This window comes from Bremerella sp. JC817, from assembly GCF_040718835.1.
Taxonomy (GTDB): Bacteria; Planctomycetota; Planctomycetia; order Pirellulales; family Pirellulaceae; genus Bremerella.
The window spans coordinates 586,471-612,921 of the sequence record NZ_JBFEFG010000274.1; the positions used below are offsets into that span (position 1 = coordinate 586,471).

General features: G+C 56.0%; 28 protein-coding genes and 1 tRNA gene. 11 read left to right on the forward strand and 18 right to left on the reverse strand.

The features are described 5' to 3' along the window. Positions 1-55: 55 nt before the first annotated feature. The 3 genes from AB1L30_RS16550 to AB1L30_RS16560 all read right to left on the reverse strand — a co-directional run bounded on the left by AB1L30_RS16550 (position 56) and on the right by AB1L30_RS16560 (position 1,212). Entirely contained in the window at positions 56-361 is a 306-nt protein-coding gene (locus AB1L30_RS16550; protein WP_367014526.1) for a barstar family protein, read from the reverse strand. Continuing rightward, positions 358-921: a ribonuclease domain-containing protein gene (locus AB1L30_RS16555; protein ID WP_367014527.1), complete on the reverse strand. Its 564-nt coding sequence runs from the start codon at positions 919-921 to the stop codon at positions 358-360. The genes AB1L30_RS16550 and AB1L30_RS16555 overlap by 4 nt, the downstream gene beginning before the upstream one ends. Positions 922-1,032: 111 nt before the next feature. Beyond that, positions 1,033-1,212, reverse strand: coding sequence for a hypothetical protein (locus AB1L30_RS16560; protein ID WP_367014528.1), 180 nt, complete (start codon positions 1,210-1,212; stop codon positions 1,033-1,035). Between the two features lie 325 nt (positions 1,213-1,537). Between AB1L30_RS16560 and AB1L30_RS16565 the strand changes: the two genes are divergently transcribed. Both AB1L30_RS16565 and AB1L30_RS16570 read left to right on the forward strand, forming a co-directional pair. Further along, entirely contained in the window at positions 1,538-2,494 is a 957-nt protein-coding gene (locus tag AB1L30_RS16565) for a bestrophin family ion channel (RefSeq protein WP_367014529.1), read from the forward strand. Between the two features lie 114 nt (positions 2,495-2,608). Further along, positions 2,609-3,250 (forward strand): cold shock and DUF1294 domain-containing protein, encoded by a 642-nt coding sequence (locus tag AB1L30_RS16570; RefSeq protein ID WP_367014530.1) that lies wholly within the window; start codon positions 2,609-2,611, stop codon positions 3,248-3,250. A 27-nt stretch (positions 3,251-3,277) separates the two neighbouring features. Here AB1L30_RS16570 and AB1L30_RS16575 read toward each other — a convergent pair whose 3' ends face one another. Further along, complete coding sequence (locus AB1L30_RS16575) at positions 3,278-3,841, reverse strand: hypothetical protein (protein ID WP_367014531.1); 564 nt, start codon at positions 3,839-3,841, stop codon at positions 3,278-3,280. A 288-nt stretch (positions 3,842-4,129) separates the two neighbouring features. Between AB1L30_RS16575 and AB1L30_RS16580 the strand changes: the two genes are divergently transcribed. The 5 genes from AB1L30_RS16580 (at position 4,130) to AB1L30_RS16600 (ending at position 7,052) form a co-directional block, all read left to right on the forward strand. Then, entirely contained in the window at positions 4,130-4,609 is a 480-nt protein-coding gene (locus AB1L30_RS16580; RefSeq protein WP_367014532.1) for a thioredoxin family protein, read from the forward strand. A 482-nt stretch (positions 4,610-5,091) separates the two neighbouring features. Then, the gene (locus AB1L30_RS16585) at positions 5,092-5,316 is read left to right on the forward strand and encodes an AbrB/MazE/SpoVT family DNA-binding domain-containing protein (protein ID WP_367014533.1); all 225 of its coding nucleotides are present in this window, start codon (positions 5,092-5,094) and stop codon (positions 5,314-5,316) included. Then, positions 5,316-5,708 carry a type II toxin-antitoxin system death-on-curing family toxin gene (locus AB1L30_RS16590; RefSeq protein ID WP_367014814.1) on the forward strand — a complete coding sequence of 131 codons (393 nt, stop codon included), beginning with the start codon at positions 5,316-5,318 and terminating at the stop codon, positions 5,706-5,708. The genes AB1L30_RS16585 and AB1L30_RS16590 overlap by 1 nt, the downstream gene beginning before the upstream one ends. A gap of 119 nt (positions 5,709-5,827) precedes the next feature. Further along, entirely contained in the window at positions 5,828-6,118 is a 291-nt protein-coding gene (locus AB1L30_RS16595) for a hypothetical protein (RefSeq protein ID WP_367014534.1), read from the forward strand. A 19-nt stretch (positions 6,119-6,137) separates the two neighbouring features. Further along, positions 6,138-7,052 carry a hypothetical protein gene (locus AB1L30_RS16600; RefSeq protein WP_367014535.1) on the forward strand — a complete coding sequence of 305 codons (915 nt, stop codon included), beginning with the start codon at positions 6,138-6,140 and terminating at the stop codon, positions 7,050-7,052. A gap of 119 nt (positions 7,053-7,171) precedes the next feature. On the opposite strand, the gene AB1L30_RS16605 is transcribed toward AB1L30_RS16600, so the two are convergent. The 4 genes from AB1L30_RS16605 to AB1L30_RS16620 form a co-directional block, all read right to left on the reverse strand. Then, a complete protein-coding gene (locus tag AB1L30_RS16605) occupies positions 7,172-8,029 on the reverse strand; it encodes a hypothetical protein (protein ID WP_367014536.1) in 858 nt (285 codons plus the stop codon). Between the two features lie 137 nt (positions 8,030-8,166). Then, positions 8,167-8,250, reverse strand: a tRNA-Leu gene (locus AB1L30_RS16610). Positions 8,251-8,547: 297 nt separating this feature from the next. Next, positions 8,548-9,441 (reverse strand): methylenetetrahydrofolate reductase [NAD(P)H], encoded by an 894-nt coding sequence (gene metF, locus AB1L30_RS16615; protein ID WP_367014537.1) that lies wholly within the window; start codon positions 9,439-9,441, stop codon positions 8,548-8,550. A 9-nt stretch (positions 9,442-9,450) separates the two neighbouring features. Continuing rightward, positions 9,451-10,701 (reverse strand): putative sugar nucleotidyl transferase, encoded by a 1,251-nt coding sequence (locus AB1L30_RS16620; protein WP_367014538.1) that lies wholly within the window; start codon positions 10,699-10,701, stop codon positions 9,451-9,453. Positions 10,702-11,062: 361 nt separating this feature from the next. On the opposite strand from AB1L30_RS16620, the gene AB1L30_RS16625 reads away from it, so the two are divergent. Next, a complete protein-coding gene (locus AB1L30_RS16625) occupies positions 11,063-12,181 on the forward strand; it encodes a GGDEF domain-containing protein (protein ID WP_367014539.1) in 1,119 nt (372 codons plus the stop codon). Positions 12,182-12,210: 29 nt separating this feature from the next. Next, on the forward strand, positions 12,211-13,197 hold the full coding sequence (locus tag AB1L30_RS16630) for a succinylglutamate desuccinylase/aspartoacylase family protein (protein WP_367014540.1): 987 nt from the start codon (positions 12,211-12,213) through the stop codon (positions 13,195-13,197). Positions 13,198-13,275: 78 nt separating this feature from the next. On the opposite strand, the gene AB1L30_RS16635 is transcribed toward AB1L30_RS16630, so the two are convergent. The 5 genes from AB1L30_RS16635 to flhA form a co-directional block, all read right to left on the reverse strand. Beyond that, complete coding sequence (locus AB1L30_RS16635; protein ID WP_367014541.1) at positions 13,276-14,064, reverse strand: FliA/WhiG family RNA polymerase sigma factor; 789 nt, start codon at positions 14,062-14,064, stop codon at positions 13,276-13,278. A 193-nt stretch (positions 14,065-14,257) separates the two neighbouring features. After that, positions 14,258-14,518, reverse strand: a complete 261-nt coding sequence (locus AB1L30_RS16640; protein WP_367014542.1) for a hypothetical protein — start codon at positions 14,516-14,518, stop codon at positions 14,258-14,260. A 181-nt stretch (positions 14,519-14,699) separates the two neighbouring features. Continuing rightward, positions 14,700-15,569 carry a hypothetical protein gene (locus AB1L30_RS16645; RefSeq protein WP_367014543.1) on the reverse strand — a complete coding sequence of 290 codons (870 nt, stop codon included), beginning with the start codon at positions 15,567-15,569 and terminating at the stop codon, positions 14,700-14,702. 42 nt (positions 15,570-15,611) lie between these two features. Then, the gene (gene flhF, locus AB1L30_RS16650; RefSeq protein WP_367014544.1) at positions 15,612-16,781 is read right to left on the reverse strand and encodes a flagellar biosynthesis protein FlhF; all 1,170 of its coding nucleotides are present in this window, start codon (positions 16,779-16,781) and stop codon (positions 15,612-15,614) included. Positions 16,782-16,794: 13 nt separating this feature from the next. Further along, a complete protein-coding gene (flhA, locus tag AB1L30_RS16655; protein ID WP_367014545.1) occupies positions 16,795-18,906 on the reverse strand; it encodes a flagellar biosynthesis protein FlhA in 2,112 nt (703 codons plus the stop codon). Between the two features lie 390 nt (positions 18,907-19,296). Here flhA and AB1L30_RS16660 point away from each other — a divergent pair, with 390 nt between their 5' ends. Together AB1L30_RS16660 and AB1L30_RS16665 are read left to right on the forward strand one after the other, a co-directional pair. After that, the gene (locus AB1L30_RS16660) at positions 19,297-20,472 is read left to right on the forward strand and encodes a sulfotransferase (protein WP_367014546.1); all 1,176 of its coding nucleotides are present in this window, start codon (positions 19,297-19,299) and stop codon (positions 20,470-20,472) included. 109 nt (positions 20,473-20,581) lie between these two features. Then, positions 20,582-22,513: a DUF4332 domain-containing protein gene (locus AB1L30_RS16665; protein ID WP_367014547.1), complete on the forward strand. Its 1,932-nt coding sequence runs from the start codon at positions 20,582-20,584 to the stop codon at positions 22,511-22,513. Positions 22,514-22,530: 17 nt separating this feature from the next. Here AB1L30_RS16665 and flhB read toward each other — a convergent pair whose 3' ends face one another. The 5 genes from flhB to AB1L30_RS16690 all read right to left on the reverse strand — a co-directional run bounded on the left by flhB (position 22,531) and on the right by AB1L30_RS16690 (position 26,374). Then, positions 22,531-23,640, reverse strand: coding sequence for a flagellar biosynthesis protein FlhB (flhB, locus tag AB1L30_RS16670; RefSeq protein WP_367014548.1), 1,110 nt, complete (start codon positions 23,638-23,640; stop codon positions 22,531-22,533). Positions 23,641-23,643: 3 nt separating this feature from the next. Next, positions 23,644-24,447, reverse strand: a complete 804-nt coding sequence (locus AB1L30_RS16675) for a flagellar biosynthetic protein FliR (protein WP_367014549.1) — start codon at positions 24,445-24,447, stop codon at positions 23,644-23,646. A gap of 23 nt (positions 24,448-24,470) precedes the next feature. Further along, complete coding sequence (fliQ, locus tag AB1L30_RS16680) at positions 24,471-24,746, reverse strand: flagellar biosynthesis protein FliQ (RefSeq protein ID WP_367014550.1); 276 nt, start codon at positions 24,744-24,746, stop codon at positions 24,471-24,473. Between the two features lie 15 nt (positions 24,747-24,761). Further along, positions 24,762-25,589: a flagellar type III secretion system pore protein FliP gene (locus tag AB1L30_RS16685; protein ID WP_367014815.1), complete on the reverse strand. Its 828-nt coding sequence runs from the start codon at positions 25,587-25,589 to the stop codon at positions 24,762-24,764. A gap of 95 nt (positions 25,590-25,684) precedes the next feature. Next, positions 25,685-26,374, reverse strand: a complete 690-nt coding sequence (locus AB1L30_RS16690; RefSeq protein ID WP_367014551.1) for a flagellar biosynthetic protein FliO — start codon at positions 26,372-26,374, stop codon at positions 25,685-25,687. Positions 26,375-26,451 lie beyond the last annotated feature (77 nt).

Here is a 26,451-nt window from a genome sequence, read left to right on the forward strand (position 1 = left end):
GGCGACAAAGCCCCCGTCCTTTCGCTATTTCTTGGGGATGCCCTGCCCTGCGAATCTACTCCGACGAGAGATTTTCGCCGGCGATTTCCAGATGAACGTTATCGAACTCTTCAGCCGCTTCCATCAGTACACCTAGCAGCTTATACGATCGCTGCACGAACCATATGTTTTCCGTCTGCCAGCGATGTGGCCAGACAATGCAAACCGGCTGATCGAGATCCCCCAGGCAATCCCACAGCCCGTCGAGCGTTCTGCCGTAGTAATCCGGAAAGCCCAGGGCCTCTTTCAGAAACGTGTGGATCGCTTCGACCGAGTTCAACGTGTCAGGCACGATCACGCGTGGAAGGTTCGTGCCGCTCATGGTTTGGTCTTCACTTCCTGGAAGCTTTTGTAGTGGTCGCGCGTGACGAAGATCAAACCGTCATTCGAGTAGACCAGGCGTTCGGCACCGCGATGCCCACCGTCGTAACCAAGGTCTGCCTCGTAGTACTTTCGACCCGGGGCATCAGGCAGTTCTTTTTCGCGGTTCATGAACCGATCGCCCCCGATGCTTTTGCCTGGGGCTACCTCGCGCAGGTTGCCATCCGAGGCATTCCAACCCAAGTCACGAGCCTGGCTCTTGGTAACGAACGAATCAGGAAGCGTTCCCTTTTGCATGATGTGCCGCACGATCGCGACTTCGTCCGGACCACGTAAGATTCCCCGGTTCCACTCGGACAGCGAATCTTCTGCGGAAGGTGCCTTCTCGTTGGTCGGCTTGGCAGCTGGTAGATCGACCACGACACCCGACGGTGAATTGACATTCTCGCGAGCCGGCCGGGCCCCTTGCTTCTCTCCGTTGATCCACTCGATCAGCGAACCGATCCCGGTAACCGCCAGGACCACGATCAACAAGACAATACGCAACTGTATCCGAGACATCGAAAGCCCTTTGTGCGGGAAGAGGTGGTTTGCTGTATGAAACCATGCACGCGCGAGCGGCTCAAGGGTAGAAGCCTACTCGGTTAGAGGGGCAGTTACGTTGCCGGCAGATTAGTAGCCGGAATTGCCGTACGACCCGAGCTGCTGGTTGTAATGATACTCCCTTTCGGCCCGTGTCTCTCCGCCGCCGGAATAGTGGCTGCCGAACGCGCCAAACAGCATGTCCGACACGGCACAGCCAGAGCAGGTCATGAGCAGAGCCAGACCGGCAACGATCATCAATCGTTTCATCTTGGTTTCCTTGAGCTCAAACGGCGGATCGCGACTCGCTGGGACCAGCGAATGATTTGCCACGTTACGATTCTCATCGACGCCAGATGGGGGATATGTACATGGGATATCAGAATGCCACAAGGGAATTTCGATCTGAGGCATAGCTAGCAAGGTAGAAAGCCTGGAAATGCTGATGAAAGTGCAGCATTCCCCGCCGAAGGTGATATCAGGCGGCACTCCGATTGCACTATACGCAGTCGCCTTGCTCAGTTCTCATTCCGGTCATGGTTGGCCTGAAACAAGCCCTCGATTTCTCTGACAACAATCACGGTAACTAACGTTTATGATCGTAAGTCGAAGCCTCAACTGGCGCCAGGTCTTGTTCTACAGCTGGAAGAGCATGCTTTATTTCTTCGCGTTGTCAGTGCTGGTATACGTGCTGCATCACGAATTCGATATGTCGTCCCTCTCGGTTCCTTTCAACGCGGTGGCCGTGTTGGGCACGGCCTTGGCCATCTTCCTCGGTTTTAAGAACAACAGTGCGTACGACCGTTGGTGGGAAGCGCGTAAGATTTGGGGCTTGCTGGTGAACTACAGCCGAGCGTGGGGGCGTGAAGTGCTCACCCTCAGCCTGGACGAGAGTCATTCCGATAACCCAGAACTGAAAACATGGCAACGCCAGCTCGTCTATCGGCATATTGCCTTCGTCCATTCCCTCCGAGTTTTTCTGCGTAAGCGGCACGAGTACAACGAGATTGGCGAGCAGTGGATCCAAACGACCAACGACTATGACGACATTCGTCCCTTTCTGCCGTGCGAAGAAGCGAACGACGTGCTCGCCAAAAACAATCCCCCCAACTACCTCCTCATGATCCAGGGACGCGAACTGCAAGAGGCCTATCAGCGTGGGTGGCTTTCCGATTATCGCTTCGTCCAGTTGAACAACACGCTGACCGAGTTCAACAACCATCAAGGGAAGAGCGAGCGCATCAAGAACACGCCGTTCCCCCGTGCCTATAGCTATTACTCGCGGATCTTCGTCTACCTGCATGGTACGCTCGTCCCATTCGCGTTTATCGAAGACCTTGGCATGTTCAACATTCCACTGGCGATGGTCATCAATTTCATCTTCCTCAGCCTCGATCAGATCGGTGAACGAACGGAAGATCCTTTCGAGAACCGCCCTGGCGATACACCACTAACCTCGATCAGCGTCACCATTGAAGGCAACCTGAAAGAGATGCTCGACGAGAAGAACCTGCCGGCGAAGCAGCCGCCCATTGGCGGCGTGGTGCTGTAGCAAGCCGGTGGGCGGTCTCGCTCATCAATCGAATCAGCGTTACGCTGATCACCCTATCGAACACCGAACGATCGCAGCCGCGATCTGACAAAGCTCTTTTTGAAAAGCCATTACATGCGAACCGAGGGAAAAATAACACGCTGGGACGATATACGTGGTTTTGGGTTTATCTCTTGGCAAGGCGAAGAAGACTCTGTCTTCGTCCATATCAAAGAGTTCTCAGGATCGTCGCGACGGCCAGCAGTCGGGGACATGGTCACGTACGAGCTTGCCAACGGCGACAACGGAAAATCGCGGGCCGAGAACGTTCGATTCTCCGACGAGAAGGAACCGGTTCGGAAATCCTCCTCCAGCCGAAGCAAGTTGGGCGGAACTTCGGTGGCCGCGGCGTTGCTGTTCGTTGGCTTCCTGATCGGGGCAGCCTTCTTCCATCGCATCTCGTGGCTGGTCGTCGCCGCGTGCGGCGTGATGAGCATCGCGACGTTTCTCGTTTACAGCTTCGATAAGCTCTCAGCCAAGCTCGACAAACGACGCATTCCGGAAGCGACGCTGCACCTGATGGGCCTTCTCGGCGGTTGGCCAGGCGCCTTGTACGCCCAACGGCTGGTGCGGCACAAATCGAGTAAGAAGAAATTCCTCTTCACGTTTTGGATCACGGTCTTTCTGAACATTGCCGTGATTGGCTATCTCGTCTGGAGCGGCGAGTCAGGTTTCGTCAATCAAATGCTCGACAAACTCTGGCCGAATATGCTTTGATGCCCTCAGCACGTCTCCGCTTTGAACCTAGACCATCACCACTTCCACACTGTGTCGTTGCAACAGCGCGACAAGGCTCTCCCAAAACGAAACCCGTTTCAGATCGAAGCGTTCCGCCCAGGCCTCGGTGATCGGCTCACCTTCTGCGACTCGGCGAAGGAATTGGATGGCTTCCTCCGGATTGGTCTCCGGGAGCCGGCCCGATTCCACTAGGTCGGAAATCTCCGGCAGCCCTTCCGCAAAGTCGGTCACCGCCGTGTATCGAAACCAGGCCTGCCAATCGAGCGATTCGGCGAGCGTCTGCCCATCGGTCACGGTTAGCTTGAACGGGGCACAGACTCCACCAATCCCGCCTGAAAGACAATCGTCCAGCGAATCGAGGCACGCCCCGTAATAGCCGAAGGTCGGCTCCAGCCGTTGCCCCAACTCGAGATAGACCGCAGCGACATCGACCAGCCGAGAACCGTCGAGCCGGAACGCTTGCCCTTCCCCAGGCAGGCTTGCCAATGGTCCTTCGGCCGCAGCCCTCGCGGCGCGTCGCTGCCGAAGTTCTAGCACCCGCTGCTGGAGTGTTGTGGATTCGATGTTCATCGCAATGGTTCGCTGGTAGAAGGGCTCTCTGGCATCAATCGTAACAACGCCGGAGCATCGCGGCATCGTCTTGCCCGGAAGACACGTAGGCGCGAACGAGGTTCCCGTTCTTGTAGTAAGACATGCGGGATGATGTTGAGGCAACGACCTTATCGAGATTGGCCGCCGTTTCCGGCTCTGGGCGGATTGAATCGTCAGGCGAAACCACTTAGGGTGTGGCACTGATCGAACGTGGTTGATCTTTGACCGCGTCTCTTGTCCGCTGTTCCTTTTGGCTTGTCTGGATTCATGAACGAAGCTTCTCCTTCGGCCGATACCGAAACGCCGAGTGCCCCCAAGCGAGTTTTTCATTTCTGGCGATGCTTCTGGCTGGCCTTTCTGGTCGTGTCGCTGGCATTTGCGTGGTACAGCTTTTATGTGCCGCCGAATGACATTGTCTGGGCGAAAGATCACAACGCCGCCCAGCAACAAGCGGCCGAGAGCGGCAAGCCCATGATCCTCTACTTCACCGGCACCTGGTGCGTTCCCTGTCGGATCATGAAACGCCAGGTCTGGGCCGACGAAGAAGTCACCGCCCTGGTCAACGCGAACTTCATCCCCGTCGCGATCGACGTCGACGCCCCCGAGAACGCCGACATCATGACCCAATACCAGGTAACCGGCCCGCCGGTAACGATCGTCACCGACCCAGCAGGCAAAGCCTTAAAGTGGAAAGCAGGCGGGGTTGGGAAGGCTGAGTTCTTGGAGCTGCTGGACGGGGTTAAGTAGGGAGTTTTCGTACGTCCTTCCAAGAGCCTCATTCCAACCTCTTTGAGCGCTTCGCGCTAATGCGATTTTCCGCGTATTCTCCGACAAAGACCTTTCCCCCCTCGGCCAACCCCTAGCCAGCAAGGCCTCGCGTTGACAGTCCAACAAATGGGAATTCCTGGCTACCGTGTAGATCATTTGGATGACTGGGTACGCAGAAAAAACTCCCACAGGAGATGCTTGCTATACGCTTGGATTACCCGAGATGGGAGTGGATTTCGCAAAATGATCCCGTGTTGGTAGGGCTAATTTACAGAAGCCCCTGAGCAATACCTAGTTTTGCGATTAATTTTCTGAACAAACGTTTATGCTCCACTGTTGAGGGATTTTCTCACTGGAAACCCGCTGAAACCCTTTATTTGCTCGCTTCCCCCGCCGATCCTCAGTGCATACTATTGTGTCAACGCAAGTTATTACAGCAGTAGCTACACAGGAGCGTCCCGATGACGACAATCAAAATTCGAGAGATCGGCAATTCCTTGGGCGTGGTTCTTCCCAAGGAACTGATTGCGCGCTTGCGGGTCTCGAAGGGGGATCAGCTCTTTGTTCAGGAAACGGCCGATGGCATTCGCTTAACGGCTTACGATCCTGAGTTCCAAAAGCAAATGGAAATTGCCGAGATGGTAATGCGCGAAGATCGCGACGCCCTTAGGGCACTGTCGAAGTGATGGAACCGAAGTGGATCCGACTAGACGTTGTTATCTCAATCCATGATGCGCAGCTTGCAGAACATGGAGGGTTAGATGGTCTGCGGGATCGCAACGGACTGGAGTCCGCACTTGCCAGTCCCAAAAATCTCTTGGCATACGGAGATCCGAAACCTGATATTGCTGAGTTAGCGGCTCAGTACGCATTTGCCATCGCCCGCAATCAGGTATTCGTTGACGGCAACAAGAGAACCGCTCTGGTCGTTTACAGAACCTTTCTTCTCTTGAACGGTCAGAACCTGATCGCAACCAATGAAGAAAAATACCACACGATCATGCAACTCTCCGAAGGCCAGCTTACGGTCGATCAAATGGCAGATTGGATCCGCTCGCATCTAGCAGATCCGGCCTGACCACAAATTCCGGTCGGACAGAATTTAATGAACGGGAGCCGCAAGGCCGGGCGTTTTCAAATGGACAATCATGCGGCGCAGTGATTGCGAACGTTAATACTCCCAAATTTGGAGACATCATGGATAAAACTGAAAGAATGCTCCTCGAAAACGTTCTAAACGCTCTCGACCGTCTATTTGACCATGAGACCCAAGTCTGCGATTTATGCGACCTTTTGATTGCCACAAGTGCTGCTTTGTCAAATTCAGATCATACCGCCAAGTTAGAAGAAGCAGCGTCCGAAACAGATACTTTGCGGCGTTCATCGCTGTCGCGTGAAAAGCAAAGAGATCAGGCGCTGGTCGAAACGGATGAGCTTAGAAAATATCTCTCCGATGTCTTGTACAAAGACTCGCCACTAAAGATCTGATAACAGCCGTAAGAATCTCGTGCTGCGCTGGGTCGATCCCGAGTCTGGACGAGAAACACAACAGTCCGCCAAGACAGCCAACCGAAAGGCGGCGGAACGCCTGGCAGGGGAACTTGAAGCCGATCTTCGCAAAGGTCGGTACGAGGCTCCCAGCCGCCTAAGCTGGGAAGTCTTTCGCGAACGATTCGAGCAAGAGAAACTCGCAATCCTGGCACCTGGTTCGATGGATGCCTATTCCGCCAGCTTGAATGTGATGCAGCGTTACTTGAATCCGGCCAAGGTCAGCGACCTAACCGCGTCTCGGATCAGCTACTACCAGGCTCAGTTGATCAAAGATGGCAAACGGCCAGCAACGGTAGCCCGGCATCTTCGGCATTTGAAGTCGGTGCTTAACTGGGGCAAGGACGTTGGGCATATCCATCGCGTTCCCAAGATCAAGATCCCGAAGCAACTCAAAGGGGCCAAGCTCATGCGTGGGCGGCCTCTGACAGATGAGGAATTCCAACGAATGCGGGATGCCGTTCCCCAAGTAGTCGGCGACGACCTGGCAGAAGGCTGGAAGTATTTCCTTGAGGGATTGTGGTGGTCAGGCCTTCGCGTCAGTGAGGCAATTGATCTCTACTGGGATCGGCGGGACCGGCTGTCCGTCGACTTCAGCGGGGAATATCCGATGTTTCGGATTCTGGCAGAGTTCGAGAAGGGAAAGCGGGATCGTATTTTGCCGATGGCCCCGGAGTTTGCCAAGTTCCTAGAACGAACACCGACGGGTGAACGAATTGGGAAGATCTTTGAGCCAGCAGGACCTGGCGTCGAGCGGCAGCGGACGCACTACTCCAAGATTGGCACTTTGATCGGAAAAGCCGCAGGAATCGCTGTCGAAAAAGATCCCGAGAGTGGCAAGGAGAGATATGCCGGACTACATGATCTTCGGTGATCATTTGGCGAGCGTTGGGCTCAAAGACTTCTTCCGCAACAATTGATGGAATTGACGAGGCATGAGGCGATAGAAACAACATTAAAATTCTACGTCGGAGCAAATGCCACGAGAACTGCTCAATCACTTTGGCCTTGCGTGGTGTCCCCGTCGGATTCCGAAGGATCGTTGTGATTCATCGTGTGTTGCTCGATCTGTAGAGTTTGGGATGATTCCCCGCCGTCGTCGAGCATCAGGTGCACCTGACTCGGGAGCAATTCGATCCGTGACATGGTGCGCTGATCAAGCACTGCCAAAAGCGACTCATGTTGTAGTTGTTGCTGAAGCTGATCTCTTTCGTGATCAATCTGATCGATGGTTTTTTCCCAAGCAGAGACAGCAGGCCCCAGTCCAGGAACGACTTTTAGGTATTCGACGGAAAAGTTTTTCACGTATCGCGCCAAGAACGATGTCTGAGTGATCGCGACAAAGGAGCCATTTTGATTGCCACGCACAACGTCGAGTAGGCGTTGTAAGGCGTTTAACGCAGTAACACTTTCGATTTTTCCAGACCGAATCAATACTTCTGTTTGCTCAATCAAAGTTTGAAACAACTCGGGCAGATTACCTTCCTGCAATAGTCGTTGGAAAACTTGATCAAAACTAACATTGCTTGCGTCAACTGATGCACGGATCGGCTTAATATCTGGATGGTGCTTCAAGATCGTTTGAAAGAGTGCTTTTCCCGATGCTGTATTGCGTGAAGAAGCGTAATGACTCGCGGCATTCATGATCGGCAAAATCCAAGTCGGACGATCTTTCGCATCGAGAATATCGAAGATGTCCTGGGCAGCTTTCGCGAGTTCTGTAGCTTGGGCGGCCCGCTGCCCGGGTGTCTTCGTGGAATCGGCAAATACAACTATTAACGCATCGAGTTGCTGGCGAAAATTTTCAATGCGATTTGCTAGTGATCTGTTAAACGCGTCTGGACTAACCACAGCATCTACTTAAAAAGACACGAGAAGGCTTGCTGACTTGACGCAGGTGACACTTTTGGTGACACCTCGAAATTGAGAGATCCCCTGCCTACGTGTGGCAGGTGCACAAGTATAGCGAAGAACGCTAGTTAGAAAAGTACCAGAGGGGGGAATCGAACCCCCACTCCCTTGCGGGAACTGGATTTTGAATCCAGCGCGTCTGCCAATTCCGCCACTCTGGCACAATGGGATGGCCGCTTAAGAAAATCAGGCTTTGGGGCCTGTCAGCGGACATCGGGTGACCTGGTTTCAGGCCACTTTGCTGTGGAAACCGAGGATTTTAAACGGAAATCTTAATCCCGGCAATGACCGGTGCTAACTTTTGTTGCTGCGGTCACTTAAATCGGGTCGTTCCCGCCGGAAAGCCTGCCAGTGGCGAGCTCGATCGCCCGGCGTCCCAGGGGCCAGGCCTCTCGTTCCATGGGAAGAGAGGCTGTCGCTAACTGGGACTGGGCTACCGTACCTGCTTTCCGGTCGCCTTACTTGGCTTCCGCTTTGTTGCTTTTGCGGTGCTCGGCAAGGTTCTCGAGGATCTTGCCGGTCGCTTCGGCCTGGTTCAGCACGTAGAAGTGGAACCCTGGCACGCCGTTGTCGACCAGGTCGTTGACCTGCTGGCTGGCGTACGCCGTCCCGACGGCCGAGTGCCACTCGGCATCGTCCGGTTTCTGGCTGAGCTTCTCCAGCAGCTTCTTCGGAATACCAGCGCCGCACAAACTGGCGATCTTCGAGATCTGAGCGAGGCTGTTGATCGGGAAGATCCCTGGCACGATCGGCACGGTGATTCCGGCCTTCTCGCACTTCTCTCGCCAGGTGTAGAAGTCGCTGTTGTTGAAGAAGAGCTGCGAGACGACGACCTGGGCACCGGCGTCGACTTTCCGCTTGAGGTTGTCGAGGTCGGCCTGCGGGCTAGGTGCTTCGCGGTGGACTTCCGGGTAACCGGCGACCAGCACTCCCAGCTCGCTGAACTCGTCGTTGATCAGTTCGACCAGCTCGTTGGCGTACTTCAGGCCTTTCGGGTTGGGCTTGAAGGTTGTTTCGCCTTGAGGTGGATCACCTCGCAGCGCGACGATGAAATCGACGCCGCGGCGTTCGGCTTCCGCCAGAAAGCTGCGCAGGTCCGCCACGCTGGAACCGACCACCGTCAGGTGAGCGGCCACGGGGACCTGGAAGATCGTTTTGACCTTCTCGACGATCTCGAGCGTTTTACCACGCGTCGATCCGCCTGCTCCGTACGTGCAGGTGATGTACGCGGGTTTGTACTTCATGAGTCGCTCGACCTGCAGCATGAGCGACCGCAATCCCTTGTCGGTCTTGGGAGGATACAGTTCAAACGAGACCGGCAGTTCGCCCGGTTTGTAAAAGTCGGAAAGCATGGGGCAGTTCTAAAAAACGAGGGGCTCACCCGTCAGTTGACGTTCTTCCTGAGTGAGCAGGTACATATCGTGAATGAGTTGAATATCGGCGGGGGTCTGTTCGACGCTTCGCCGCTGGAACATTCGTTGCTGGGTGGAAATCATGACCTCGGGGGGAAGTTCGGTCACCTGGCCAAACAACCGGGCATAGTTGACGAAGCTTGCGACGTTGGTGGTCACAAACCCGTACAGCATGCTGCACACGCCAATGGTCTTGCCCGTAAATATACCGGTATTGATCGCCGTCTTTGAGTAGTCTCCGAAAATCGATCCCACGAATTGCATGTTCGTGGCGACGCGACCGCTGGGATACTCCATATTAACGGTGCCATAAGTGTTCTTCAGGTCACTGTTGGAAGTGCCTGCCCCCAGGTTAATCCAGCTTCCCAAATAGCTGTGCCCCAGGAAACCATGGTGCTGCTTATTGGAATAAGGCTCGATGATGGTGGCTTCGACTTCGCCGCCGATCTTGGTGGTATGCCCGAGCGAAACGGCATCCTTAATCGCAGAATGCTCGATCACTTTGACGTTTCGGCCAAGATAGGCAGGACCACGGAGGAAACAAAACGGCCCGATCGAGGCCCCCTCCTCTACCAGGATTGGCCCGTGCGAGGCATCGATGACGACGTTCTCGCCCAGGCTGATTTCGCCAGCGGCAAACAGCCCGTCGCGGATCTCGCGATAGGCTCCCTGCTTCAGGCGGAATTCTAAGTTTTCGTGAATGATTTCTTCGTTAAACCGGACCACGTCGTGGGCATATTGAAAGACCTCGAACGCTTCGTCGCGGGCCGGCAGCTTTGCCCCGGGCTGCAACGCCTCGGCAAAGGCCAGGAATTCGTCGTAAGTCACTTTCGCGGAAGGGACTCGATGTCCGGCTGGCAATAACGCGGCAACCAGTTGGCCTTCATGCTGCACGATTCCTGGCTGACCGGAAGCGATCCAGCTTTGTAACGCCGCCAGGGTTCGCACACGCGGCACGAGCCGGGCGTTGAGCAGCAGCGTCGGCTGATCGTCGGCCAGCGGCGTTTCGTGCAACTGAGGCTGGTTCTGGGCCTGCAATGCTCCTAGATGATGGCGGACGACACCTCGACAAGCCTGGAAGGCCTGCGAAACGAGTTCGGCCAGCCGGAAGCCACCGCACGTAATTCCATAGGCTGGGCGGGCCAACACGATGGGATACATCTGCGAGACGGCTCGGTCTTCAAATAGGATGCAGTTCATGCCACAGGTCTTCCTCGGCCCCCCGCCACGTGACTGTTAGGGTTCCGGTGGTAGCGAATCTGCTACCGCAAAAGGGCTATTTTGGGAACTCGGTGGTAACCCGCCTACGCATTCAGAGACATAAGGCAGTTTTACGACCGATATTTTTGTAATCTTTGCTTACAATTCCCTGCTAGATGGTTGTACCCGAACATTTCGCAGAGCGATTCCCCCTCAAATACTGTTGCCCTGTCGCATTCCTCAAGCTGTAACCTAAGGTTTCCCAACTGTTTTGCCCCGAAACGAGGCCAGACAGGTGCGGGCGATCTTGGCGATCCGAGGCCCGAACACACGATCCAGCTTCATCACGATTGACCGAACTATGGCCGAGTTACTGACTTTTGTTCTAGGGGACGTCTTTGGCGTCATCACCCTGGTGGTAGGCATTTTCATTGGCTTCTGGCTCGGGCGGCTCTGGGCGAAGTTCATGACGCCTACGCCGTCCTCGGCTCCAGAAGTGTCTGCCAATCCTGAATCGGAAGCGTATCGCGAGCAGTTGGCTGGCATGATCCAGTTCACCACGCACTTCTCGGGCGACATCTCGAAGCATATTGAACTGCTGCAAAATCTGGAACAGAAGCTGGCCACGCCAACCGGCGAGAAGTCGGCCGATGAAAGTGGCGGGATCTCGTCGAAGGCGGTCGAACTGATCGCTCAGATCACCTCGGCCAATCAAAAGCTCAAGCAGCGTCTGGAATCGGCGGAAGCCACTTTGAAGACCCAGGCCCGCGACCTGGAAGACTCGCTGTCGGAAGCTCGTACCGACGCATTGACCGGGCTGCTCAATCGCCGAGCGTTCGATGAAGAAAGCAATCGCCGCTGGGCTCACTGGCAACGCAAGGAACAACCTTACAGCTTGATGTTGATGGACATCGATCACTTCAAGCAAGTTAACGATCGCTACGGCCACGATGCCGGTGACAAAGTGCTGCAGGAAGTGGCGGCTCGCCTGAGTAGCGTGATGCGTCAGACCGACTACCTGGCACGGATTGGCGGCGAAGAACTGGCGATCCTGATTCCGGAAGCCGATTGGCACTCGATCGTGTCGGTCGCCCACAAGGTGCTGCAGGCAGTTCGCTCGACACCGATTGTTTATGGCAGCCTTGAAATCGATATCACGATGAGCTGCGGCCTGATGCCAGCCATCCATGCCCAGTCGCCCGAAGAACTTCTGAAGGGTGCCGACGAAGCACTTTACGCGGCCAAGACCAACGGTCGCAACTGTGGCTTTGTGAACAACGGCGATTCGCTGTTGCCAATCGAAGGCACGCAAACTGATGCGGTTTCGATCCCTCGGCCGAACTCGGATCAGAACGACGCGCACACCGCGGGCGGTTCGGTCGGCCCCATTGAAATGACTTCGGTTCCCGCTTCCAGCCCACTCGACTCGGCTGCCAGCGAATTGCGAAACCGGTTCATGCAGATCTCTCAAGGAATTTAATCTCGCGATAAGCGTAGGAGCCAGCTCGTATGGACGCGAGTTCCCGGAAAGAAAAGCTTCCCCCCACCAGTCGCACCTTTTTGATTGGCGGCCAAACCATTGCCGCTGGCAATCGGCTTCGGTTCGACATCCCCGTGGCTCGTCTGCCGACCGGCACGCACATCAACCTGCCAATTGAAGTGCTCCATGGTGCGTTCGAAGGGCCAACCGTCTGGGTTTCCGCTGCGGTCCATGGCGACGAACTGAACGGCGTCGAGATCGCACGTCTTCTGGCCGAGAAGCTGAAGCCGAATAAGCTGTTCGGCACGTTGATCATCGCTCCGATGGTAAACGGCTTTGGCGTGATCAATCAAAGTCGTTACCTGCCGGATCGGCGCGATTTGAATCGCTCATTTCCGGGCTCGAAAACAGGCTCGCTCGCCTCGCGACTGGCGCGACTGCTGATGACGGAAGTAGTTCAGCGATGCCAATACGGTATCGATCTGCATACCGGAGCGAACCACCGTACGAACTTACCTCAGATACGAGGCGATATGGATGACGACGAAACGTACGAGTGTGCGTTGGCGTTTGGAACGCCGGTCGTCGTGCATTCCGACATGCGCGACGGTTCGCTTCGCGCGGCGGCTTCGGCCGAAGGGATCAAGGTCTTGCTGTACGAAGCAGGCGAGCCGATGCGTTTCAATGATGAAGCCATCAAGCTGGGCGTCAGCGGCATCATGCGGGTGCTTTCGTATTTGAAGATGCTGAAGACCCCCGTCAAACCACCCAAGCGACTCGCAGCGTTAATCCGCGAATCGAAATGGGTCCGAGCCAAACGCAGCGGAATCGTGCGTTTAAGTCATGACCTGGGCGACCTGGTCTCGGCTGGCGAACAGATTGGCCTGATCACCGACGTCTTTGGCGATGGCCCGCAGAAGCTGAAGGCTCCGTTCGACGGCATCGTGATTGGTCACTCGCACAATCCGATCGCCCATCAAGGAGACGGCATCGTTCATATTGGCCGTATGTCGTAGTCGGTCCGGCGCATAAAAAAACGGCGACCTGTGAACAGGTCGCCGTGTCTTGTTGTCGCTTCTGTCTTCAGAACGAAGTTAGACCGTACCGAACTCTGGCTTGCGACGGCCGAGTTGGCTTTGCAGCCGCTGCACAATGCTGCTGTGCATCTGGCTGACTCGGCTTTCGCTCAGATCGAGCGTGGCGCCGATTTCTTTCATGGTCAGTTCTTCGTAGTAATACAGAATGATGATCAGACGTTCGTTGCGATTAAGCCCCTTGGTCACCAGACGCATCAGATCGTTCTTCTGAATGCGACGCGTAGGGTCTTCACCCTTCTTGTCTTCGAGAATGTCGATTTCACGGACGTCTTTGTAGCTGTCCGTTTCGTACCATTTCTTGTTCAGACTGATGAGCCCGACCGCGTTTGCGTCGGAGACCATCTTTTCGAGCTCTTTGAGCGGCATGCCCATGTGGTCAGCCAGCTCGGCGTGTGTCGGTTGGCGACCGAACTTGGCTTCCAATTGCTTGGTTGCTTCGTTCAGCTTGCTCGCCTTCGAACGAACCAGACGGGGTACCCAGTCCATGGTTCGCAGTTCGTCCAGCATTGCCCCGCGAATACGCGGTACGCAATACGTTTCGAACTTCACGCCTCGGCTCATGTCGAACGCATCGATTGCGTCCATCAAGCCGAAGACCCCTGCCGAGATCAGGTCGTCAAGTTCGACCCCTTCTGGCAGGCGAGCCCAAATGCGTTCGCCGTTGTATTTAACAAGCGGCAGATAGCGTTCAACTAGTCGGTTTCGTAGTTCTTTCCGCGACGGGTCTTCCTTGTAGCTCTGCCACAATTCTGACACGTCATCCCTGGTCGCGGTCGTCGTTGCCATGCGTTCCTCCGTGAATGCCCATCTTGAGCTACCACGTATTTCTTATGAAATCGACGGACCTGAATCCTTCAGGTCACTTCCCCGTTGTTGGCAAAATGCCACTTCGGAAAGGGAATCGATCAGGTTATCCAATCTCGCGTTAGGGACTCAGAGATTCCCGGGGAGGAATTTCGTTGTCTGCCTTTCTCGCGGGTTACGCGGTTCTGGTGGAAGAAGCCACGAGTTTCTCGTTTTGCTCCATCGCATCCAGCTCCGCGTTGATGCGCTGCTGCACCGATTCGTCCACAATACGGGCTGCAGCATTTCCTATCAGCCAACCGATGGCCGCGAACAGGAACATAGCCCCGATCGCAGTTGGAAGGATGGATTCGATCCCGCCCGACGTAATCAGTCCCCGCATCACTACGGTGACGAATGCCGTCGAAGCCAAGATTCCCGCGTAGTCGCGTCCCATCGATTCCAGGTTGGTTGAATTCTATCGATCCGCAAACCTCATTCGTCACGTGCGCACGTGACGTTATCTCGTTGAATCGACGCTCCAAAAACGAGAATTGAGGTAATTTTACGGATATCATTTGTTTTGCTTGAAAAACTTGTCGCCAGTTCTGAAGTGATTGCAACGATAGCATGACGTGTTAAGCAGCCCGTTTCGAGGTTGGCGATTGGGAAAGGCTTAACGACAGTCGCACCAGACGATCCGCAATGCGTTGGATCGACTTGCTGGCGGCATGTTCGGCGTAACGTTGGACAAACGGCTGCGAGGCCCGCGCCGCAGCTCCGATCTCGGAGGCGACTTCCACATGGCCGATCGATTCGATCGCCAGGTCAAGGAACTTGCGAGACGTCGTATCCATTCCGGCAACCAGGTCGACATGGCCTGTCTCGCTGGCAGCTCGGTTCATGACAACGTGAGCCACTTTTCTAGGTGATCCGTTATGCAGCGTCCGAATCCGTTCGTAGCCGGCGGTGATCGCATCGGCGGTCGGATTCAGTACCACAACAAAGAGCTGGGCCATCCGCCACAGTTCTCTGGTAAGAGAGGTCAGGTCGCTGCCAGCATCGATCAGCACGATATCGGCATGGCGGCCCAGCCCCATGATTTGTTCGATCAGCCGATCCACCGATGCCACCGGCCAGCCGCCGTTTCCATCGCTTGCATCCGTGGGAAGCAGCAGCGAGGCAGCGAGGCCCGGCACCAGGTACTCGTGAAGATCGAGTCGGCCGGTAAGAAGTTCGTCGATCGCGACTGCAGGCGTTCTGCCTGCGATCTGCGCGAGACCTTGATTGTTCGGGTTTAAATCGATCGTCGCCACACGCTGCCCGGCCAGCCCTAAAGCACATGCCAGGTTATGGCAGACGGTTGTCGTTCCTAGCTGCGCATTGCCGCCATAGACCACGAAGGTCTTGGCTTTCGCAAACGCAGGTGTACCGCCGATCATCGCACGCTTTGCCAGCATTCGCAGCAGCGTAGCTTGATCGCGGGGAAAGGAAGGTTCAAACGACATAACGATTTCAGAAGCGCGGTGATTTGGTGAGTTGGGTGAGGGCTATACGATCCGAGCGACCAGGTCGTCCGCTTCGGCCGCGGCAATGGCCTGAGGGACATCCTGTCCATTGGTCACATAAGCGAGCGGAAGCTGCGGATCTTGTAGAAATCTCAACGTATTACCCAACGATCCAACCTCATCAATCTTGGTAAGTACCCAACTAGTTGGTGCAACCGGAGCGAACTTTTCGACAGCGTCCGCCAGGCTCTTGCAACTGCTGGGGGCGGAAAGTACCAAATAGGTCTCATCAGGGGAAGCGGCTTTTATCAAAGAACGAAGCTGCTGTACTTGCACCTCGTCGCGCGGGCTGCGGCCGGCCGTATCGATGAAAATCTGCTGGCAATCCGACAGTTCATTGATAGCATTGCGGACTTCCATCGGCGTCGACACGATCTTCATCGGAAGATCCATGATCTCGGCATAGGTCTGCAATTGATCGACCGCGGCAATCCGATAGGTATCGACCGTTACCAGACCAACGCGACGTTTGTGATCGAACTTGGCTCGGGCCGCCATCTTGGCAATCGTCGTTGTCTTACCCACCCCGGTCGGCCCAATCGCAGCGACGACTCGGGGGTAGAGACGCGGATCGTCGATATCGCGGCCGATATTGATCGAGCCGGCAATCTGCCGACGCAGTTGTTCCAGCAAAGTCGTCTCGTCGAAGTTGGTTTGCCCTTCGTACGTCGCCAGCAACTTCTCGCACAACGTCGTTGCCAAAGTCGGCGGGACTTCCGCATCGATCAATCGTTGTCGCAGTTGCTGAATCTCTGGCGGCAACGCCGGTGTATTGCTGAAGAAGCTTTGACTGAACTCAAGCGATTCAAGATCGATACCCAGGTTATCGGCCAGCGACATTTCGATGGCAGGTTCGATTTGTTCGAGAATGTCTTCGACCGAAGAGTACGTCTGTTCGATATCGTTCGGTTCTTCGAGAAGGTCACCCTCTTCGTATTCGGGCTCAGGCTCTGGCTCTTCGATTTCGAAGCGGCTCTTCAAATTGGAATCGGGCGCAGCGGCCAGTTCGATTTCCTTGCCACCGAGCAGACCCCAGATACCTCGCTGGGGAACTTCTCGCGTATGCAGCAGTGCGGCATCAGGCCCCAGTTCCTGGCGAACCAGTTCCAGGGCTTCGTGCATCGATTTGGCGCGAAATGATTTGATATTCATGGCGGTCACTTAACTACTGCGGCTTGGGGCCCTTCCCAGGCGGCGGATTGTTCGGCATCGCGTCGCTGATGATGCCCATCGATTCAATCATGGTGTCGTTGGTGATCTCGTTGTGGCTCAGCACAATCAGATCGGGAATGAAGTTCGTGGTCAGTTGTTTCACAGCGGGTCGAATCTGTGGATTCACCAACACGATCGGTGGCTTACCAATCTCGCGAAGCTTCTCGATCCCCAAAGCAATCGACTTACAAGTCATCTCGATTGCCTGAGGACTCATGCGAGCGAAGGCTCCTCGTTCCATATCAATGCCCGAGGCAATACGGTCCTGCATCGCCGGGTCGAGAGGCACTACGTAGATGCGGCCTTCTTTGTCGCGGTACTTGGTGCAGATCGTCCGGGCCAGCTTGTGACGGACGAACTCAGTCAGCCATACAGGGTCCTTAGTGCGGCCGATATGGTCACCCAAGGTTTCCAGAATACGGGCCAGCTGACGAACCGAGACTTCTTCGCGAAGCAGAAGTTGCAGGACGGCCTGCACGTCGCCAACCTTCATCGCGCCCGGAATTAGCTCGTCGACCACAGCCGGCGAAGTTTCGCGAAGTTCGTCGATCAGGTGTTTCGCCGCGTCGCGGGTCAACAGTTCGTCGGCATGCTTCTTAGCGACCCGCTGCAGATGCGTTGCCAAGACCGAAGTTGGCTCGACGATGGTGTAGCCCATCATTTCGGCTTGAGGCCGCATGCCAGGTTCGATCCAGACGGCTGGCTGATTGAACGCAGGGTCGCGAGTCCTTTCGCCTGGCAGTTCTCCCTTGGCACCGCCCATGGCAATCGCCAACAGGCCATCGGGATAGACGGTATTCTCGGCGACGACGTTGTTGCTGATTTTGATTCGGTATTGGTTCTCGTGCAGCCGCATGTTGTCGCGGATACGAACCTTCGGCAGGATCAAGCCGATTTCGCTCGCCACGTTCTGCCGCACGCCGGTGATGCGAGGCAGTAAGTCGCCTCCGCGTGCCGGCGCTGCCAAACGCACCAGGCCGACGCCTAGCTCCATCTCCATCGGATCGACCGTCAAGTAATCCTCGATGCGGTCGTCCTTCTTGGCAGCCTCTTGTTCTTCCTTCTGTTTCTTCTCGACCGCTTCGGTCTCGGCCTTGGTTTGATCGGTCTGCCCCTTCTTGGTCATCACGGCGATACCCACGCAGCCGGCACCAATGATCAGCAGCGGCAATGTCGGCAGCCCCGAGAACACTAGCAGTCCCAGGAAACAGCCTGCGACGCTCAAGGCTTCGGGGCGCGAGAACAGCTGGCGGATGAATTCGACGGGCAGGTTCGATTCTTCCGTGCTACGAGTCACCAGCAAACCGGCAGCCAACGAGATCAGAAACGCGGGAACCTGGCTCACCAGACCGTCACCGATCGTCAGCTTGGTATAGACCTGTGCCGCCTCGAAGACTTCCATTCCCGAGGTCACACCGATGATCAGACCACCGATGATATTGATCAGCGTGATCACGATACCGGCGATGGCATCACCACGGACGAACTTACTAGCACCGTCCATGGCCCCGAAGAAGTCGGCCTGCTGCGTGATTTCGGCTCGGCGCTGCTGGGCTTCGATTTCATCGATGATGCCTGCATTGAGGTCGGCATCGATCGCCATCTGACGACCCGGCATACCATCCAACGCAAAGCGGGCGGCGACTTCACTAATACGGGTCGCACCTTTGGTGATCACCAGAAACTGGATGAGCACGATAATAATAAAGATAATGATCCCGACTTCGACCCGGTCGCCGGCGACAAACTCGCCAAAGCTTTGGATCACCCCGCCGGCGGCATCCATCCCTTCGGAAGCGGCCCCTGTCAAAATTAATCGAGTGGTCGCAACGTTCAAAACGAGCCGAGCCAACGTGGTGGCCAGCAGTAGCGACGGGAAAATATTGAACTCGAGCGGGGTCTTCACGTAGATCGTCGTGAGCAGAATGATGACCCCCGCCGTGATGTTGGCGGTCAGCAATAAGTTCATCAACCATGCCGGCAATGGCATCAGAATCACCAGCACGCTGGTGATGATACCAATCGGTAAGATGAGGTCCTTGAGTCTGCTGAGACTTAAATCCACGACGATTTGCGATTATTTTTGAGGTTTGTGTCAAGTTTTCTGCGGCCCGATCCGACATCGAGCGTGGCGAAGATTACTGAAACCCACTTTGGGTGTCTAGAGCGATCAATCGAGTGGAAGTCGTTGCTCTCAGACGAGTTATCCACGGCCTCGCCTGCTAGCATTTCCGTGCCTTCCTGGCGGCGGTTAGCCCGTGGATGCAGTCCCGTCGACGAAGTTCGCCCGGGCAAGCCGGTTGCTGGCTTAGGCCTTCACGGCGATTTCCGGGCGCAATCGTCACCCTCGCCAGCACTCCCCATGAGGGGAGCTTCGCTAGTCGATCCGGCGATTTTGACGTAAACTTCGGTTCCTAAAGACTTAATTCACGCCGCCATCAGGACAACGAGCGACTTGAACGCTACATCTTCCGCTGCCGATTCCAAGGGCCGATCCGACGCTACCGCCGGTGGCAAGAAGCCCAAAGCCAACAGCTATCCCTGGTACAGTCCGCGGGTTTGGCATGGCATGCGGTTTGGTACCTGGTCGAAGCTGGTTCTCCAGAATCAATGCAAGATCCATCCGTTCAAGCTTGGCCTGGCAGCCACAGCGACGCTGTTTTCGATCAATAACAGCCTCAGCTATCAACTGCAGAACCTGATCTTCGGCAAGAAGATCCGCGAGGCGAAGATCGAAGCCCCGATCTTCATTCTGGGACATTGGCGAAGCGGCACCACGCTGCTGCACGAACTAATGTCTTCCGACGATCGGTACGCGACTCCCAGCACCATCCAGTGCTTTGCTCCTTGCTTGTTCCTGAACTACGGGCCAATCATCCAGAAGTACTTCAGCTTCTTCATGCCCCGCAATCGCCCGATGGACAACATGACCATGGGGTGGGACAAACCGCAGGAAGATGAATTCGCCGTGCTGAACCTGGGAAAGATGTCCCCCTACATTCGCATGGCCTTCCCCAACAACGCGAAGCCAGATCCAGACTTCCTCGATTTAGCCGCTGTGCCGGAAAAAGACCGCGAAGAGTGGCTCGACACGCTCGACTTGTTCATGCGGATGGTGATCGTTCAGGAAAAGAAGCCTTTGATCCTGAAGTCTCCTACCCATACCGGCCGTATTGGCGAGCTTGCCCAGCGCTACCCAGACGCCAAGTTTATCCATATTGCCCGAGATCCGTACGACGTCTTCGCGTCGACGGTCCGCTTGTGGAACACGATGGACGAAGTTCAATCGTTCCAGTTCTCGAAAGATGACTACCGCGAGTATGTCTTCGATTGCTTCGAGCGGATGTATGCCGCCTACGATCGGGGCCTGGCAACCGTCCCGCAGGATCGTGTCTGCCAGATTCGTTACGAAGATCTGGTCGCTGACCCGATGGCCGTGATCGGCAAGATCTATGGCGAACTGGGGCTCGATGGCCTCGACAAGGTCGAACCAGGCGTCCGGGCCTACGCCGAGCGTACCAAAGACTTCCGCCGCAACCGTCACACCATGGACGATGCGACCCGCCAAGAGATCCAGCGACGCTGGCGAGGTTACTTCGAGGCGAACGGATACCCGCTCGACGAGGTTTAGTCCGGAAATCCGACTTGGGGGAAACAGCCTATTTTCGCTAGAATAGCAAGTCACCGATCGATTAGGTTTACCCCGCAAACGCCGAGTTGGGACGGGAAAGGACGCCCGGATGCATTTGCTGTTCGATATTCTGTACGCCGCCCATGCCAATGGGACGCACCACAAGCTGGCCATGGATGCTTTGAACCATCTGACTAGCGATCAGGCCGATCGGCGCCGCAATATCTTCTTGAAGCATCACGAGGCTTACCTTCGCGGATCGAAAGATCCGGATAAGAAGTTCAAAGACTTCCGCAATCACGTTTTGCATGTCTCGCAAAACTACTGGGGTGGCGCGGAGAAAGCCGCTCGCAAATGGTACGACACGCTGGTCGAATCGATTCGCAGTGGTAACTGGAGCGAAGTCGCTTATAACGCTGGCGTGCTTTCTCATTATTACTCGGACCCGATCATGCCGTTTCATACCGCGCAGTCGGAAGCGGAGAACAACATTCACCGAGCTGCTGAGTGGAGCATCAGTTGCTCGTACGATCGGCTTCGAGCCACGGCCGAGCTACGCGGGTTGCCGGCCGTTCGCGTTCCGAGCGGTTCCGACTGGCTCGAGAGAATGGTCCGCGATGGGGCCGAGAAATCGCACAAGCACTACCAGACGCTGATCGACCACTACAACTTCAAACTTGGTCGTCGCAATCCACCGCGCGGGCTCGATGTCGTTTGTCGCGATCTGGTCGCCGAGCTTCTAGGGCATGCGATCGCTGGCATCGCCAAGATTTTGACTCGAGCCTTCGAGGAAGCCGCCACCGAACCGCCTGCCGTTTTTCTGGTGGTTGAAACGGTCTTCGCGACCCTTGAGATGCCGATCCAGTGGGTCACCAACCGCATGGAGAACGCCGAGCAAGCCGAAGAAGTCAAACGGATGTTCCGCGAGTACCAGAAGTGCGGCAAAGTCGAGAAGTACCTGCCGGAAGACGTCCGAACCGTTCGAGACGAACTGTTCGAAGCCATGAATCCCGATAAGGTTGCCGAGCAATCAGGCACACCGCTATACGAAGTACCGCAGCTCCCCGAAGTCAGCCTTTCGAGCTTGCGGCTGGCCGGGACACCGAAGGCTGCATCGATTAAACCGACGGCTCCCAAGGCAAAGCCCAAACCAAAGGTCGAAGAAGAACCTGCCCAGCCACGGATTTCGATTCCCTTGCCCTCGGTGGAAGAAGAGCCGCCCAAGGTCGAGCCGAAATCGGTCGCTGCCGAGAAGAAGCCAGCCGCTGAAAAGCCTCTCCCCGAGCCGCCTCGCGAAGAGACCGTCGAGCGAAAAGAGGAGTTTCATCCAACCAAGGGCGTGACCATTCGCCCGAAGCTAAAGAGCGACGAACCGGACGACGAAGAGTTGCCAGTTCACTCCGATCCTCGGCCCGCCAAACGCAACCGCATCAATCTGCGTGTGTCGGAACCCGAGCTCGACGAGGACGAATCGGCGGAAGCTCCTAGGCCAGAACCATCGCGGCCGATGCCGAATCCTGGCACCAAGCCTACGCACCAGGCATCGGAGACGGTTCGAGCTGATCGAGCGATTCAAGAGAAGAAGCCGGTCGAAGATTCGACGCTGAAGTTTTACCTCAACTGGGAAGACGACGTCGTCGATGCCCCTTCCATCGGCAACAAGACCGCCAAGCGTTTGACCGCGGTTGGCATCCGCACGGTGGCTCAGTTGATTTCCGCCGATCCTAAAGCGGTCGCTCCCAAGCTGAAGGCAAAACACATCACACCGAAGTTGTTCGCCGAGTGGCAAGCCCAAGCCGAATTGGCCTATCGCATCCCGATGCTTCGCGGGCACGACGCTCAACTGTTGACCGCTTGCGGCTACGAGGCTCCGGAAGATGTCGCGAGGGCTTCGGCGAAACAGTTGCTGGACGAAGTCGCGCAGTTCGCCGAAACGAACGAAGGACAACGGATCATCCGTAGTAGCAATCCGCCCGACCTGGCCGAGGTTACGAATTGGATTGCGTGGGCGAAAAAGGCTCGTCGCTCGCAAGCAGCCTAAAGAAGCAGCCTGTTCGCTTACGCTGCCCTGCCCCGGTCTCGGTCGGCTTGTTCCAGATCGGCCATCGTCGGCAGCTGCTTCCCTTGCAGTTCATAGACATAACGCAGCACTTCGGCGACGGCCGCGTAGCGATCGGCCGGCACAGGATGCCCAATCTCAGCCTCTTGATAAAGTGCTCGGGCAAGTTCTTTGCGTTCCACGACCGGAATGTTGTTTTCGAGAGCAAGGCGTCGGATTCGCTGGGCCACAGTCCCGGCCCCTTTGGCCACGACCACGGGCGCCGACATTTCATAAGGGTCGTACTTCAAAGCGATCGCCAACTCGGTGGGATTGGTCACCACGACGTCCGCTTTCGGGATATCGCTTGCCATGCGGCTCATGGCCAACTGCCGCGCCACCTGACGACGCCGAGCGACCACTTGCGGATCCCCCTGCATCGATTTGATTTCTTCGCGAATCTCTTCCTTGGTCATCATCAAGTCTTGTTCTTGCTTCCAGACCTGGTAGCCGTAGTCGAGAATCGCCAGGATCACTAACGCGATCGCAATCTTCATCGAGGTCCATAGCGCAGTATCCAGCAGATAGCTGGCCACCTCAATCGTGCTCATCGCCGACAGACCAAGGATCGTTTCCATCTCGAAGTACAACGTCACGCAGGCCACTACCGAAACGATAATCACCTTGCCGATGCCGAAGAGCAGCTTCATCAGGTTCGTTAGCGAGAACATGCGTTGGATGCCAGACGCCGGATTGATGCGGCTCCAGTCGAAGCCTACCTTATCCGGCAGAAACAACACGCCTGACTGCATCATGTTGATCGCGATTGCGGCGATGAACAAAATGACCAGCATCGGTACCATAACCATCGACATCCGCCAGATCGCGGTCGCGGTGTGGTTCGTGGCCCACAATTCAGAAGGGTTCAAAGGTGGGACGGTCCCGAGTTCGTCACGGGTAAACTGCCCCAGGAAGTCGACGATATCGCGACCGAGATACATCAGCGATCCCAGGGCGACCGCCAGCATTACCGCCGAGATCAGATCCTGGCTCTTCGGGATCTGCCCCTTCTCGCGCGCTTGATCGCGCCGGTGCTGGGTTGCTTCTTCTGTTTTTTCTTGGTCCGACATGGCCTAGTTCTTCGCTGCCTCGACGGACGTATGAAACATCGATCGAATATTATCGACTGTCGGTTCGACCGAACCCTGGAAGATCCACACCACGCTACCAATGGTCAGCATGACAAATGCCATTAGCAGCATTGTGTTCATGCTGAAACCAACCGCCATCAGGTTCAATTGCGGGAGCGTTCGACTGATGACGCCCATCACCAACACGCCGACCAGCAGCGCGACCGTTCCGGGTGCGGCCGCCTGAACGCCCAACATCAGCGAGTTCGCCAACGTTTCGCGAATGACATGCACCAGTTGCACGTCGACGGCGGCAATCCCTGGGGGAATCTCGGTGAAGGTGCCCAGCAGGGCCGACATCAAAAAACGATGCCCACCGATCACCAGGAACACGGCCAACACGACCAAATCGAAAATGATCGCCAGCATCGGCACGTTGTCGTCGAATGCCGGGTTGAAGACGTCGGCAATCGAAAGACCACCGATCTGTCCCAGCAACTGACCGGTCATCTGCACGCCGGCAAAGAGAATCTTAATCCCCAGCCCGAGCGACAAGCCGATCAACAGCTCGCCGACCATAATCAGAAGCAGGTTCGCCGCGTTGCCGGGCTCGGGAAAGTCATAGTCCCAAAAGACAGGCGTCAGCATCAGCGAGATGGCGACCGCCAGGAACGATTTGATTTGGATCGGAGCATAGCTCGCTCCCAGCACCGGCGCCGTTGCCACCAGTCCACCGACTCGCGTCACGATTGCCGCGAAAATCAGCAGTTGTTCCAGGCTCGGTTCCAGATACCGGAGCAATTCCATGTCACGCCCCCTTCCGCCTGCAATTAACCACCCGCGATTCGATCGGGGATGTGGCTGAACAATTCGATGCTGTAGCTCGCCAACTTCTGAAAGAGCCAAGGCAAGGTGAATGCCAGGGTGATCGCCATCGCCAGGATCTTCGGGACAAACGACACCGTTTGGTCCTGGACCTGGGTCAAAGCCTGCAGAAAACCGATCAGCAGACCAACCACCATCCCGACAATCAGCACCGGGGCACCAATGATCAGGCACATCGTCATCGCCTGACGGGTAAGATCGATTGTCGTTTGCGCATCCATGCGGCGAGGCTTTCGTTAAAGGGTGGGGGCAAAGCTTTGCATTAACATGCCGACAATCAGCGTCCAGCCATCGACCAGCACGAACAGCAAGATTTTGAACGGCAACGAGATCATCACCGGCGGCAACATCATCATCCCCATCGAGATCGTCACGCTGGCGATCACAATGTCTAGAATCAAAAACGGCAGGTAGATCTGAAAGCCAATCAGGAAGGCAGTTTTCAATTCACTCAGCATGAAGGCAGGTACAAGCGCCTGCAGCGGAACGTCGTCGTACGACTTGGGTTCGCCGATTTCTTCGCGAGTTTTCTTCGGTAGGAACTCGTAGAACATCCAGACATCGTCGCTATTACCGGCGATATCGATCTGCTTCGACATGAAGCGGCGAATCGGCAGGACACCCCGTTCCCAAGCTTCGTCAGGCCCTGGGGCACCGGTCACCGGGTCGTCCTCCGCGAACAGTTTGAATGGCTGTCCGGTGGCAGGATTAATTTCCTGACGCGTGTAAGGACCGATCGCCTCGTGGTAAACCTCTTGCCAGTACGGATGCATGACCATGAAGGTCATGAACATCGCCAGCGCCGTAATCACCTGGCTTGGCGGCAACTGCTGCGTGCCGATTGCTTGTCGCAAAAGCCCCAGCACGATCGTGATGCGAATGAAGCTGGTCGTCATGATCAGCAGCGCTGGAGCGATACTGATCACGGTCAACAGCACCATGATTTGAATCGTGCTGGAAAGTCCTTCAGGACTGGTCCAATGCTCTGGTCCCGCTTTGACGAAGTCGCTCAGGTCTTCGACTTCTTTCTGTACCGGACGATCGAGCGGCGACTCGATCAGCATGTCGGGGATCGACGTGCCATTCTGACCCAGCGCGATCGAATCGAGCGAAAGTGTTCCCAGCAGAGCAATGGCGATCAGCAGCAAGGTTCGCATCGTTAAGCCTCCAGGAATCCGCGAGTTGGCTTGTGTCCCATCTGCGTCAACACTTCCTGAAAGGTCGCCGTCATGCTGCCCGGCGAGTCTTGACGAATGATCGTCAACAGGCGTTCGACTTCGGTCGGGTCGGTGATCTCGGTCAGCGTTTCGACGCTGCTGGAAGTGACACACAGCAGCAGCAGTTTCTGACCCACGCGAACGAGTTCGAGTTGCTGCTTGCCGCTGAGTTGGCTCTTACCGAGGACTTGCAGAATCTCTTTGGAAAGCCGGGTCGAGCCAGGCTTCATGTTCTTCTTACCAACCCAGGCAAACACCAGAAACAAGCCAACCACCACGAACAAGCTGGCCGCGATGCTGGCGGTTTGGTTGCCTTTGAAATTGAATGAGGGCAACGACATCGATTCCGCAGGGGTGTCGTTGCGCTTCGGCAATGGCAACGGTTCGCCAGCCTGAGGAAGTTCGGCGACGACTGGTTGAGCGTGGCCGGCCTGCTCAGGAGGAAGCTGCTCGACATGCAGGGCCTGAGCCAACGGAGGAAATTCGGCCGGCATCTGTTGCTGCTGTTCGCGAATCTGAAGAGGACGATTCGGCGGTACCTGCGAGCCGGCGTAATCGTTCCCCACGACTATGTTCGACCAGGTCAACGACACCAGCAACGCCAGACACCCGCCCAGGATTCCGTTCCGCATGAAAATCTTCCCGATATTCCTCAAGTCGCCGAAGCGATCAGGCCGAAAAAGATAGTGGGGAGTTAGCTTCCTGCCGC